Here is a 12,631-nt window from a genome sequence, read left to right on the forward strand (position 1 = left end):
CGGATTCGCGCGCGCTTCAGTTGACCGCCTGCGCCTCCGGGAACTTCCATTTGCCGTTCAGGATTTCCGCCCGCGGCCGGTAGAGCCGGACCGTGTAATTCCAGCCCTTCATGGTCGGCAGGCAGTTCGGGATCTTGCCGTCGCAGCCGCCGAATTGGACCGCGACGGAGCCGTCGGGGCCCTTCGCGCCGGTGATATTGTTCAGCGTGTAGGCGTCGTAGGAATTCTTCTCGAAATATCCCTTGGCGTTGTAGACGCTGATCGACCAGAAGCCGTCGACCGGGACGTCGCGGACGGTCAGCTTGTAGACCGTCGTGCCATCATTCTTCGTAGGCGTGATGCTCAGATAGGTGGCGTCCTTGTCGGGATTGCCGCCCCAGCCGGCGGCCGTGCCGATCAGATGCCTGACAGGATCGACGTGCCCCTTGGGTCCGAAAGCATGCGCAAAGCCTCCGGTGTAATCATTGAGCGCAAGCAGCGCTTCGCGAATGGCTTTCTGGCTGGCGGGGTCCCAGTTCGGAAGTTCGAGCTTGCCGGTGCCTTTCTGGCTAACCTTGATGGCATCCTGCAGCGCGTGGACCTGTTCGAGATCCTTCGGATCGTTTGGATTGACGAGCGTCCGAATTCCGACCACCGCGTAGCGCGTGCCGACGTTGTCGCGCGTCAGCGTGCGCTTGCCGGCACCGTAATAGACCGCGGGCACATAATGATCCTCGCTGATCACCTGCAGTGCCATATAGCGCTTGCCAGGGTCCGGCATCGTGATCGTCACCGGCCCGGCGTCGAGGTCGAACACCCCTGATGTATAGAGCGTATCGCGGTTGAGCCGGATGACGGTCTGGTTGTCGATGCTGGCCGGCTCGCGGCGATGGTTGAGCTTTCCGAGGCCGACCCCCTTGGCGAGATTGCCCAGATAGAGATCGGACTCGGCGCGGGCAAAATTGTCGACCGTGACAGGTACCGGCGATTGCGCGAGCGATGCACTTTGGCCCACGAGGCAAAGGACACCACCAAAGAGGAAATTCCGCAGCATCATTTCATGCTCCCGACCGTGGCAGCCTTCACCTCGGTGAAGTCGCCCGGCTTCCAGCTCTTGTCGAAGGCCGCTGCTTCCGGCCCATAGATGCGAATATAGGCGAACCAACCCTTGCCGGGTTGTGTCTTGATCCAGTGCGCCTCGTGGCCTGTGGGCGCGTCAGGGCCGAAATAGAGCTGCGCCGGTGCGCTGCCCTTGATGTCCTTCAGCTCGAACATCGAGCGCAGCGCGCCACGATCCTGATCGGTCTGCACCTGCGATCGCGTCGCCGTGTCATAGACGGTGACCGACCAGAACAGTTTGCCGGGCACCGGCTGCGGCAACGACAATGTGTAGTTCTTGCCGCCGTCGAGGAAGGCGCCGGTAGCGTCGCGCACGCTCATCCAGTAGAGCGAGCCAGCGCCGGCGGTCCGGCGGAACATCGCCGGCGAGGTGACGATCGCCTGCGCGAACCAGCGGTCGCGCGCCTCGAGATCCATGCCGGCCGGCGTCTCGAATTGCGCGCTGCCCGGCGTCAGGCCGACCCACTCCCATTTGCGATCCGGCCAGTTGATACGATCGGGCCGTGCGCTGTCGAAGGCCGACACCAGCATCTGGTCGCGCCCAGCCTTGGCCGCACGCGCGAGGATGTCGGTCATGCGCGCGTCGGGCGCGAACGGCTTGCCCTTCTCGATGCCAAGTTCGGACAGCAGCCCATACATCGGCAGGAACGACGGAACGATCGGCTCCTCGTCGACAATCCGCTTGAGCACCTGCCAGAACTGACCGTTGTCTTCCCAGCGCAACGAGGAGCTGTCCAGCTTCTCCTTGGTCGTATCGACGACTGCGAGATTGCGGTTGCTGCCGAGCGGATGGACTTTTAGCGCACGCAACGCATCCATCGCCTTGTTGACGTCGCCGCCCCACCGGCAGCGCACGGATCGCCAGCAGGTTCTTGTAGGATTTCGAGCGCGCCACGTGATAGCCGGCCGGCACCGCACCCTTGTAGTCCGGCGCCAGCACAAGATGCTTGCCGCCCTTGCCGGCATCGGGCCCGGGCAACCCCATATCAAGCACCCAGCCCTGGTTGTGGTCGTTGACGAGGCCGATATAAGGTCCGGGCGGAATCTCGATGACGACCGGCCCCTTGCTCACGTCGATCACGCCGGAGCCATAGGGCGTATCAGAGTTCAGCGTGAAACCGACCTGACGAGGGCCCGCGGCGGCGATGCCGATCTTCTCGCCGTCCTTGATGCCGACCTCACGGTTGCCGTTGAAGATGCCTTCGACCGACACGGTCGGATACCAGAACCGATAGGCGGTGATCGCCCGCTGGAAGTCGGCGTCATCGCGTGCGCGCCTGGTCGTATCCGCCGTCGGATAGCCGCGCTCGAACGCGTAAGGCGCTTGGGTTTGCGCCGACGCCGGGATAACGCAAACGAGCCCAATGGCGGCGGTGGCGCGCAAGAGACGGACCTTCATCACGCAACTCCCTGTTGTACCGATAACTGATTTCCGGCGCTTCATTTCGTTGAACCGCCTGTTGTGATGGCGATCCGCTCGACGTCGGGCAGCTTCCACACCTTGTCGAAAAATTCCTTCTTTGGCGCGTAGAAGCGCGCCATCAGTTCGAACTTGCGCGCGGGGTCGGTCGGCAGCCAGTTCGTCTCCTGTCCGGTCGGAGCCGCCGGCCCGATATAGATGTCGACTGAGCCATCCGGGTTCTTCTTCAGGTCGGGGATTTGCGAGGACCGGCTGGCCCGAGCGACGTTCTTGATCAACGCATGGGTCGCGCGATCGTAGGCGGTCACCGACCAGTATTGTGCGACCGGAACATTGGCCGGAACGTTGAGGCGATAGGTCTTGCTGCCGTCGAAGGCATCGCCCGCCTTGTCGCGGATCGAGATCGCATAGAACTGACCGGCGCCCAGGCGCTTGATGCCGATATAGGCGTAGCTGTAAGCGAGAGCGCGGCTGTCGGTCGGGTATGCGTTCGGATCGGCGAACCCGTCGGAGTAGGCCTTGACGACGTCCGGCGGCGCCGGGAACGTCCAGCGGCTGGTCTCGGAGAAGAACGGCGGCAGGCCGGCGTCGTATTTCGCCGCCAACCAGGCACCCGCCTCCTTCGCCGCCGAAGCAAGCACCGTCTTCATCGCCTCGGACGGAGCGAACGGCCTTCCCTTCTCGATGCCGATCGACTTGAGGCTATCGATCATCACCCGATCCCGGTCGATCCACGGCTCGTCCTGTATGATCCGATTCAGGTGCTCGAAGAAAGCCGCGTCGTAGCGAATGGTGGAATCGAAATCGGTGTCCTTCACGTCGCTGAACACCGTCGCCGGCGGGCTGGCCGCCTGCGCCAGGGAATAGACCTTCATGCGCTTGCCGTAGGCGATCGCGGCCTGGACGTCGGCATCGCCGTGGCTCTTGAGGTTGGAGCGCAGAAGCATGTAGCCGCCGAACGTGTCGGACTGCAGCGCGATGTAGCCGTCGGGCTTCGGGCCGTTGTAACCCGGCGGCAGAATCAGGAACTTGCCGCCGGCACCCTTGTCGACGCCGAGCAGGCCGGCATCCTCGAGCGGCATCTGCCAGACCGTGACGATATTGCCGTTGAACGATCCGTTCGTATCGTTAGGCGGGAGATCGAGCACGATCGGACCATTCCGCGTGTCGAAGAACGTCATGAAGTACAGCGCGTCCGGATTCGGCGTCAGCGTCTGGTTGTGCCAATCAAGCGGACGCCCCCAATAGATCACCTGCCCCACCTTGCCCGGCGTCCTGGTCAGCATCTCCTGCCGCATCAGGTCGGTGTTGACCGCGGGAATGCCCCAGATCACGGCCTCGACAGCGCGGCGTTCGATCAGGCGGCGATTCAGATCATCGCTGGACGGCGTTTGGGCATATGCCAATACGGTCGCCATCATCAGCGCAAGTCCTCCGGCGATCAATGGCTTCATGACAATCTCCATCACTCAAAACGGATTCACATAATTGACGATCGCGAGCTGCCGCAGGATCACGCGGCGCACGACGTGGGTCGGCTTCAGATGGTCGGTGTAGATCGCCGCCGTTCCGGTCGAGCCGGCCGGCAGACGGTTGGCGAACGCGGCATCATCGAGCTTGACGCGCACGACGAACGGCACCGCCTCGATCGCCTTCGGCGCAACGGCGGTGCCCGAAGTCGTGGCCTGGCCGGTCGCGACCGCCTGCAGCACGCTTTCGACCTTGCCCGTGTAGATCTGCCCGGGCGCAAACTTGAAGGTGACCTCGACCTCCTGCCCGGGCGCAACGTAGCGCGCATCGATCTGATTGATCTCGACGCCGATGATTGTGTTCGAGGTGTCGATGAACGCCATCACCGGCGACAGCGGCAGGTTCGCGACCCGCGCGCCCTTGCGCAGCGCGAGGTTGGTGACGTAGCCGTCGGCCGGCGCGCGGACCACCGTCTTGTCGCTGTTCCACTGCGCGGCCTCGAGCTGGCCACTGAGCTGATCGACCTCGGACTGCCGCTGCTCGACGTCGAAGCCGCGCCCGGCGTCGCGTTCGTAAAGCGTCGTCATCTGCGCAAGCCGCGTCTTCGACAGCTTGAGCTGCGCCGTGATCGCCTTGACCTGCGCGTCATAGGGCGTCGGATCGATCTTGAAGAGGACGTCGCCGGCCTTCAGCGGCACGTTGGCGACGACGGGCACCTCGGTCACCTCGCCCGCGACGTCAGGCACGATCGACACTGCGTTGCGCACGACCAGCGCCGAGCCCTGCGGCGCGCCCCAGCCCATCGGCACCAGCAGGCCGAACAGCAGCAACACCAGCACGATGAAGGGAGACGCCTTCCAGAACAGGTTGAAGCGCACGATCTTGAAATGCACCAAGAGGAACAGCAGCACCAGATAGACGTTGAAGATCGCGACACCCATCACGCATCTCCCGCCCGGCGCGGCGCCGGCACATCGACATAGGCCCAGATGAACGCGATCGGCCACAGCGCAAAGCCGCAGATCAAGGTGATCCAGCCGGCGACCATCACGGCCTGCGCATAGGGGTGATTGCGCGATTTCGCGATGTGCCCGGGCAGCCAGCCGGCGATGCAGAACACGCCGATCGCGCTCGCGACCAGGATGACGAGCACGATCCAGGCGAAGATGTCGTAGCCGCTCATGGCTTCGCCTCCGTCGCGGCGCCGGCCGCGGTCAGGGGCGGAAAGACCTCCTTCCAGTCCTGCTTCATGTCGACCACGGTCCAGCCACCCGCGCTGGCGGCATCCAGCGCCTTGTCGAGCTTGCCGATCCTGGATTGCCGGTCGTAGGCATATTCACGAACCGCATCCGTGTGGTGCACGATGCCGGCGAAGCGCGCGCCCGACCCCGCCACGGTCCATTGCAGCATTTGCAGGTCGCCATCCGAGTTGCCGAACGCAAAGATCGGGCGGCGGCCGATGAACCGGTTGATGCCGACCGGCTTGCCCGGGCCGTCATCGATGAACTCGACCTTGGCTTCTTTCATCAGCACGGGCTTGCCGTCGGCGCCGATCTGGAATTTCACCACGCCGGACGAGCCGACCACCTGCTCCGGCGGGATGCCGTAGACCCGCTCCATCCACGGCCGCATGAATTCGACGCCGCCGCCGGATACGACAAAGGTCTTGAAGCCGTTGGCCCTGAGATAGGCCAGCAGCTCCAGCATCGGCTGGTAGACCAGGCTGTCATACGGCCGGTTGAAGCGCGGATGCCTGGCGGTCGCGAGCCAGTCGCGCACCGAGCTTGCGAACGCATCGGTGGTCATGCCGGCATGCGTCGCCATCACGATCTGCAGGAGGCCCTTCTCGCCGCTCGCGGCCAGCGCCTTGCTGTCCTTCTCGATAAGCGCCTTGAAGGGTTGCCGCGTCTTCCAGTCCGGATGCTCCGGCGCCATTGCCTTGACGCGGTCGAACGCGAAGGCGAGCTGGAAGTAGAACGGCTGCTCGGTCCACAGCGTGCCGTCATTGTCGAACGTCGCGATCCGCTCAGCCGGCGGCACGAAGTCTCGCCCGCCCTGTGTCGTGACGCGCGCGACGAAATCGACGATCGCCGATTTCGCCGCGCCGTCTTTCCAGGACGGTAAGGGATCGACCTGGCTCAGCGCGCGCGCCGGCGCCAGCGCGCTGAGCGGCAGGGCGATCAACGCGATCAGCAGCAATCTCTTCGAGACGGCAAAGGCACCAACATCGCGGCTCATCTCGCAGGCCTCCTCTGCCGGTTGAGCGACAGCACACGATCGTCAACCGGATTGAGTTGTCCCGGCGCCCTGTGCCTTGCGGCGCGCGCCGTCTCGTGTCGTATGCTGCGCCGGGCACCGCCGATGTGGCGCAGCAGCCGGTGCGGTGACCAGCGCACCGCGCCGGCAGACGGCGCGAACAGCTCGCGCTCGACCGCGCCGATCTCGTCATCGAGCGCGGCATCATGGGCGACGGCCTTGAACGCCTCGACCGTATGCTGCGGCGCGACCGGCTCGAACCGCTGCAGCCAGTCGAGCAGCGCGAAGTAGACCGCCTTGGCATCGCCACGGCGCGCGGCGCGCCGCAGCTCGCTGAAGGCGAACGCTTCCGAGCGGAGATAGGCCTCGCGACGCCGGCGAAGACGCGCCGCGATCGCCCGCACCATCCGCGGCATCAGCCAGCCGAGCCCGGCAAGCGCCAGGAGCACGAGCGCGATCGACAGCCAGTGGTCGGCGACGACATCGCGCAGCGCGCCCCATGACCGGCGCGGGCCGGAGGTGCCGACGGAGGACGCAGCGCCGGCTGCGGGGTTCGCCTCCACGTGCAGCGTCACCGGGTCGAGATGCGCCACATCGATGCTTTGCGCGCCGGTGTTCCACCAGCGCAGGTCGATCGGCGGCAGCACATAGTCGCCGGCCTTCTCGAGCATGTAGACGCCGCTGTCGGTGCGCGCCGAGGACAGCACATCGGTGCGCCCGTCGGTCTTGTCCTGGAGCGACGGCTGCGCAGGATAGAGCTTGAGTCCGTCGAACGCGGTGAACTTCACCGGCGGCAGCAGCATCGCGGGAATGCCTTCGGCCTTGACGGTGACGGTCCGCGTCACGGCGTCCCCGGTCTTGAGCTGATCCGACGAACGGTTGACGGTCTGCTCGATCGACAGATTGCGCGCGGCCAGGAACGGCTGCAGGGCGGAGGCCGCGTCCGGGATGAAGGCCTCAAATGCGATCGGCGGCAGCGCGAGTGTGGCCTCGCGCGTCGCCGGCGGCTCGGCGGCGTATTTGATGGTAATCGCCTGGCCGGCGATCGCGTAGCTGCCCGGCTCCTGCGGATGGATGGCGAATTCGAACCGGACGCCGGCATAGGTGAGGCCGTCCCGCTGCTCGTTTTCATTGATGCTCCGCAACTGACGGGTCACGGCATTGCGGACCTGGAAGTCGGGCAGCTCGGGTGGCGCCGTCATGTAGTTCGGCGCCAGCACGTCGATCCGCAGCGTGGCCGCCTGCCCCACCACGACGCGCGGCGGATCGATCGTCACCCGCAGGATCGGCTCCGGCGCGGTTTGCTGGGCGAGCGCCGCGCAGGGTATCAGCAGTCCGATCATCAGGGCTACGGCGGCGAGCGGGTGCCTCATGGCTTCGTCCCCGCCGGCCGCGTCGCGTCCTGGATCGCAAATTTCAGCTTGAGGAAGTCAGCCGGCGTGGTCTGGACCTGACGCATCCAGGCTTCGGCGGCGCCGGCCGTGGTGAGATCCGTCGGCTTCACCTCGATCCGCTTGCCGCCCTTCTGGGTCGGGTCGACCCGCATCTCGTCGGCCTTCTCGTCCGGCGGCGCACTGTCGTCCTGCTCCTGCTTCTTCCGCTTCTCCTCTTTCGCCTTCAGCGCCGCCACCACGATGGCACGGTTGGTCTTCGCGGCGACATGGCCGGGCGCGACCTTCAGAACCTCGTCATAGGCGGCGATCGCCTTCTCATAGGCGTGGTTCTGCGCCTGGGCGTTAGCCAGCGCAAAGCGTCCCTCGAGCGTCTCGACATGCGCGAATTCCTGCGCAGCCGTCAGGAAGTCGAACGCCCGATAGGCGACGATGCCGCGCCACATCGGATCGGAGAAGCGCTTGGCCGCGGTCGTATAGTCGCCGCGATCGAAGGCGATGCGTCCTTGCTGATCCGGCGTCAACCACAGGTCGGCAAAACGGCGCGACTCCTCCGCCCTCGCGGACGACACGTGCGACAGACAGACGAAGGCGACAACCCAGGCCACCGTCGTGCCGCGCCGGAACCAGAGCAGGCTGAGCAGTGCAATCGGCAGCAGCAGCCAAAAGCCCTCATCGCGCCATTGCGTACCGAACGCGTCACCCTGCGCGGCCTGATAGCGGGTTTCGATCCGGCGCTCGAGCGCCGCGATGTCGGCGTCGTCGATGCTGACCTGGACGACGTCCGAACCGAGCCCGAACCTTTCGCCCTTGTTCGGCGTGACGCTCAGCTTGACCAGGCCGTTCCGTCCGGCAGCCTGACGAACCGCTCCCTCCTCGTCACCGCCGTCGTCGGCGACAAGCAGGATCGTGCCGGGCACTGTTTCGGTCGCGAGCGCCTCCGCGGCGAGCGCCACCGCCGCGACCGCGTTCTTCCCGGGCGACGGCATCAGGCCCGGGGCAAGCGCGGCGAGGAAGGGTTCGATGACGGCGCGATCGTCGGTCAGCGGCATCACCAGATGCGCGGTGCCCGCATAGGCGATCAGCCCCGTGCGCGCGCCGGCGCGCGCCGCAAGCAGATCCCTGATCTTCTGCTTGGCGCGTTCGAGCCGCGTCGGCGCGACGTCGCTCTGCCCCATCGTTGCGTCGAGCGACAGCGCGATCATCAGCGGCGCCTTGTCCTCGACGAAGGGCGGCAGCTCACGCCGCCAGGTCGGGCCCGACAACGCGACGATGCCAAGCGACAGCGCGGCGGCGACCAGATAAAGCGGGCTGACGCCACGCCCCGTCCCCGGCTGCACGATGAGATGGTTGAGCAGATGCGGCGCGATCACCCCGCCCCATTGCGCCTGCGGGCTCTGCCGCCACCGCACCCATGCGAAGACGGCAGCAACGGGAATCAGCGCGAGCAGCCACAGCGGCCGCAGCAGATGGAAGGGAATCGCGGCCGCGTCATGCATGGCCGATCGCTCCCCTTCGTCCCAGCCCGCTTTCCAGCGACAGGCCGAGCCACAGCAGCAGCGACAGCACCACGGCGGCGCCGAGCGGCCACTGGAACAGCGGCTGCTTCGGCCGCCATGACAGCGTATCGAGCTTGGCCGGCGCGAGACGGTCGATGTCCGCGTAGATCGCCTGCAACTGCGCACCGTCCTCGGCACGGTAGAAATGGCCGCCGGTCGTGGCGGCGACCGACCGCAGGACGCCGAGATCGACGCGGTTCTCGCCGGTCGCGGCCGGATCGCCGACGCCGATCGTGTCGATCACGACGCCGTTCTGGTGCGCGATGTCGGCGGCATGCTCCGGAGGGACGCGGCTCGCCGTGTCGTTGCCATCCGTGAGCAGGACGAGAAGCTTCTCGCGCGCCTTGCTGGCCTCGAAGGTCTTGATCGCAAGCCCGATGGTGTCGCCGATCGCAGTCTGCTGTCCGGCCATGCCGACCTCGGTCTGCGCCAACAGCGCGGTCGCGGTCTGCAGATCCTGCGTGAACGGTACTTGCACATAGGGCCTGGTGCCGAACAGCACCAGCGCGACGCGGTCGCCGTGCCGATGCGCGATGAAATCCGCGACCACGCGCTTGACGCCGTCGAGCCGCGTCAACGTCGCGCCATCGCTGCCGCGGAAGTCGCGCTGGTCCATCGAGCCGGAGATATCGATCGCGAGCATCAGATCGCGCGCCGAAACCTCGCGCGTGACGGGATCACCGACCCATTGCGGCCGCGCCAGCGCCGCGACGACGAGCGCCCAGATCAATACGGCCGTCACCATCTGGATGCGCCGCCGTTGCAGCACGACGGCGCCGCGCTGCGGGGTCTGTCCGGTTGCCGCCGCAAGGCGGTCGAAGAACGGCACCATCACCGAGGCCTGCCGCGCGCGATACGGCGGCAACAGCCACCACACCAGGATCGGCAGCGGCAGGAGCGCGAGCATCCAGGGCCATGTGAACTCAAACATGGTGCCCCCTGATCCAGCGCCGCACCAGATCCTGCAGCGCCGTTAGATCGCCGGCATCCGCCGTCGTCCGCCCGTACGGCGCGGTCGCGACCAGCCGTCCGGCGCCTTGCGAGAATTCGTCCCCGCCATAGCTGCGGTCGAGGAACGCAAGCCAGCCCGCGCCGGCAAGTGGCGCGATGGTTTCGCGCGGAAAGGCATCGAGCGCGGTCTGCCGCACCAGCAGCGCGAGGCTCGCGGCCATTCCCTCCGGGACGCCGCCTTGTGTCTGCAGCAGCCGGTCAAGCTCCGCGAGCGCCGCGCGCCGATAGCGGTTGGCGCGGAAATGTCGCAGCAGGCGCCACGCCGCGACGGCGACCCCTGCGGCAACCAGCACGATCACGATCCGCGACGCCCATGTCGCCGGAAGCAGGCTCACCGACGGGGGCAGCGGGATATCGATCAGGCCCGCGACGGGATCCACAATGACGGGTTGGGGATCAGCCAAGAGCCGCCTCCGCTCGGGCGTGACCGCCACCGCGTCCGTGCCGGGCCGGCAGCCCGCCCAGGAGACGCCGGATTTGCGGCGCCGTTTCCTCGGCTGTGCTCAGCGGCAGCACCGGAATGCCAAGCTCGCGCGTCCACGCGAATACGCCGCGCAGCCGCTCCTGCGACGCCTGCGCGATACTCTTGCGGACGCTCTCGCGACCAACTTCGAGCTGAATCTGCAGCTCGCCATCGGTGACGGTCATCCGGCTCGAGGCCGGCAAATCGCTTTGCAAGGGATCGTGGACCAGCACCGCGACCACGTTGTTATGCCGGGCGATCGCCCCGATCATCCGGCGCGTCGCGCTATCGGCGCCATCGAAATCGCTGATCAGGATCACGGTTGCGTCATGCATCGTCCGCCGCTCGGCATGTTCGAGCGCCCGGTTGAGCATGCCTGACGCCGGAACGATGCCTCGGCCGACGCCGAGCGCCTGGTTCTGCGCGACGATGGTGGACAATATCTGCAACACCGTCGCGCGACTGCGCCGCGCCGCCAGCTCGACGACATCGCTGTCATTGAACACGATCGCGCCAATCCGGTCGCCGACGCCGAGCACACGCCAGGCGCCGATCGCGGCGGTCTCGGCCGCGGTGACCGACTTCATGGCGCGCCGGCTGCCGAAGAACATCGACAGCCGCTGATCGACCACGAGCAGAGCCTGACGGTCGCGCTCCTCGTTGAAGACGCGCACATGCGGCTTCTGCAGCCGCGCCGTGACCTTCCAGTCGATCTCGCGGACATCGTCACCCGGGCGATAGTCCCTGATCTCCTCGAAGTTCAGCCCGCGGCCGCGCATGCGCGAGGCGAACCGGCCCGACAGCAGACTATGCACCGGCTGGCGCGGCAGGAACGAAACCCTGCGATCCCGGAATTCGAGCGCGATCAGATCGTCGAGACCGACGTAGACACCGGGCGTTCTGGCTGATGTCTCCGTCATCACGGCCTCACGCTGCAGCGACAAGCTCGGTGATTTTGTCGATCACCTGGTCGGGGCTGATGCCCTGCGATACGGCCTCGTAGCTCAGGATCAGCCGGTGCCGCAGGCAGTCGTGGATGACGGCGCGGATGTGGTCGGGCGTGACGAAATCCTGCCCGTCGAGCCATGCCCGCGCCCGCGCGCTGCGGTCGATGGCAAGGCTGCCGCGCGGGCTGGCGCCGATCTGGATCCATTTACTCAGGGGTTCGCCGTAGCGGCCGGGAAACCGCGTCGCATAGATCAGGTCGACGATATATTTCTGTGCGAGGTCGGAGACGAAAATGCCATCGAGCTCGCCGCGCGCATCGAGGATCGCCTGCTGCGGCACCGGCGGCGGCTCGGCAGCTCCGGCTTCCGGCTTCCGCGCATTCTCGGCGCGATTGAGCTTGATGATCTCTCCTTCGGTCGCCTCGTCGGGATAGGTGATCACGACATGCATCAGGAAGCGGTCGAGCTGCGCCTCGGGAAGCGGATAGGTGCCCTCCTGCTCGATCGGGTTCTCGGTCGCGAGCACCATGAACAGGTCTGGCATCTTGTAGGTCTTGCCGGCAACGGTGACCTGACGTTCTTCCATCGCTTCCAGCAGCGCCGACTGCACCTTGGCCGGCGCGCGGTTGATCTCGTCCGCGAGCACGAGGTTGGCGAAGATCGGCCCCTTCTGGAACTGGAACTGGCCGCCCTTCTCGGTCTGCAGGTAGATCTCCGCGCCGGTCACGTCCGACGGCAGCAGGTCCGGCGTGAACTGCACGCGCGACAGGTCCGCGGCAAGATTCTTCGCCAGCGTCTTCACCGCCCGCGTCTTGGCAAGCCCCGGCAGGCTTTCGATCAGGAGGTTGCCGTTGGCCAGCAACCCGATCAGCATGCTCTCGACCAGATGATCCTGCCCGAGCACCGACTTGCCGATGCGCGCCTTGAGATCGAGCACGGCGTCGCGCGCCGCGGAGTCCTTGGCGGTTCGCCGCGCCGGGGCGGCCGCTAACTGTGTTGCGGCATGGTCTGACATT

12 protein-coding genes and 1 pseudogene are annotated in these 12,631 nt (G+C 66.3%); all 13 read right to left on the reverse strand.

The annotated features are described in order from the left end of the window. Positions 1-16 precede the first annotated feature (16 nt). Positions 17-1,036 (reverse strand): DUF1254 domain-containing protein, encoded by a 1,020-nt coding sequence (locus tag ACVMB1_RS23460; RefSeq protein ID WP_143270681.1) that lies wholly within the window; start codon positions 1,034-1,036, stop codon positions 17-19. Further along, positions 1,033-1,953 carry a DUF1214 domain-containing protein gene (locus ACVMB1_RS23465; RefSeq protein ID WP_456849268.1) on the reverse strand — a complete coding sequence of 307 codons (921 nt, stop codon included), beginning with the start codon at positions 1,951-1,953 and terminating at the stop codon, positions 1,033-1,035. The genes ACVMB1_RS23460 and ACVMB1_RS23465 overlap by 4 nt, the downstream gene beginning before the upstream one ends. Positions 1,954-2,005: 52 nt before the next feature. After that, positions 2,006-2,542, reverse strand: a pseudogene (locus ACVMB1_RS23470) (DUF1254 domain-containing protein); the annotation flags it as partial. After that, entirely contained in the window at positions 2,539-3,972 is a 1,434-nt protein-coding gene (locus tag ACVMB1_RS23475) for a DUF1254 domain-containing protein (RefSeq protein ID WP_076824205.1), read from the reverse strand. The gene ACVMB1_RS23475 and the pseudogene ACVMB1_RS23470, both read right to left, overlap by 4 nt. A gap of 15 nt (positions 3,973-3,987) precedes the next feature. Further along, positions 3,988-4,929, reverse strand: coding sequence for an HlyD family secretion protein (locus tag ACVMB1_RS23480; protein ID WP_253589457.1), 942 nt, complete (start codon positions 4,927-4,929; stop codon positions 3,988-3,990). Continuing rightward, positions 4,929-5,171 carry a DUF3302 domain-containing protein gene (locus ACVMB1_RS23485; protein WP_057021056.1) on the reverse strand — a complete coding sequence of 81 codons (243 nt, stop codon included), beginning with the start codon at positions 5,169-5,171 and terminating at the stop codon, positions 4,929-4,931. The genes ACVMB1_RS23480 and ACVMB1_RS23485 overlap by 1 nt, the downstream gene beginning before the upstream one ends. Further along, positions 5,168-6,226 (reverse strand): HAD family hydrolase, encoded by a 1,059-nt coding sequence (locus ACVMB1_RS23490; protein WP_076823754.1) that lies wholly within the window; start codon positions 6,224-6,226, stop codon positions 5,168-5,170. Before ACVMB1_RS23490 ends, ACVMB1_RS23485 begins: the two co-directional genes overlap by 4 nt. After that, positions 6,223-7,617, reverse strand: coding sequence for a BatD family protein (locus tag ACVMB1_RS23495; protein ID WP_076823752.1), 1,395 nt, complete (start codon positions 7,615-7,617; stop codon positions 6,223-6,225). The genes ACVMB1_RS23490 and ACVMB1_RS23495 overlap by 4 nt, the downstream gene beginning before the upstream one ends. Further along, on the reverse strand, positions 7,614-9,134 hold the full coding sequence (locus tag ACVMB1_RS23500; protein ID WP_076823749.1) for a VWA domain-containing protein: 1,521 nt from the start codon (positions 9,132-9,134) through the stop codon (positions 7,614-7,616). The genes ACVMB1_RS23495 and ACVMB1_RS23500 overlap by 4 nt, the downstream gene beginning before the upstream one ends. Then, positions 9,127-10,125, reverse strand: a complete 999-nt coding sequence (locus ACVMB1_RS23505) for a vWA domain-containing protein (RefSeq protein ID WP_076823747.1) — start codon at positions 10,123-10,125, stop codon at positions 9,127-9,129. Before ACVMB1_RS23505 ends, ACVMB1_RS23500 begins: the two co-directional genes overlap by 8 nt. Next, positions 10,118-10,609 carry a DUF4381 domain-containing protein gene (locus tag ACVMB1_RS23510; RefSeq protein WP_076823744.1) on the reverse strand — a complete coding sequence of 164 codons (492 nt, stop codon included), beginning with the start codon at positions 10,607-10,609 and terminating at the stop codon, positions 10,118-10,120. Before ACVMB1_RS23510 ends, ACVMB1_RS23505 begins: the two co-directional genes overlap by 8 nt. After that, positions 10,602-11,588, reverse strand: a complete 987-nt coding sequence (locus ACVMB1_RS23515) for a DUF58 domain-containing protein (protein ID WP_057021076.1) — start codon at positions 11,586-11,588, stop codon at positions 10,602-10,604. Before ACVMB1_RS23515 ends, ACVMB1_RS23510 begins: the two co-directional genes overlap by 8 nt. Positions 11,589-11,595: 7 nt before the next feature. Continuing rightward, complete coding sequence (locus ACVMB1_RS23520; protein ID WP_244558639.1) at positions 11,596-12,630, reverse strand: AAA family ATPase; 1,035 nt, start codon at positions 12,628-12,630, stop codon at positions 11,596-11,598. Between the last annotated feature and the right edge of the window lies 1 nt (position 12,631).

It is taken from the genome of Bradyrhizobium sp. USDA 4504, assembly GCF_054063995.1.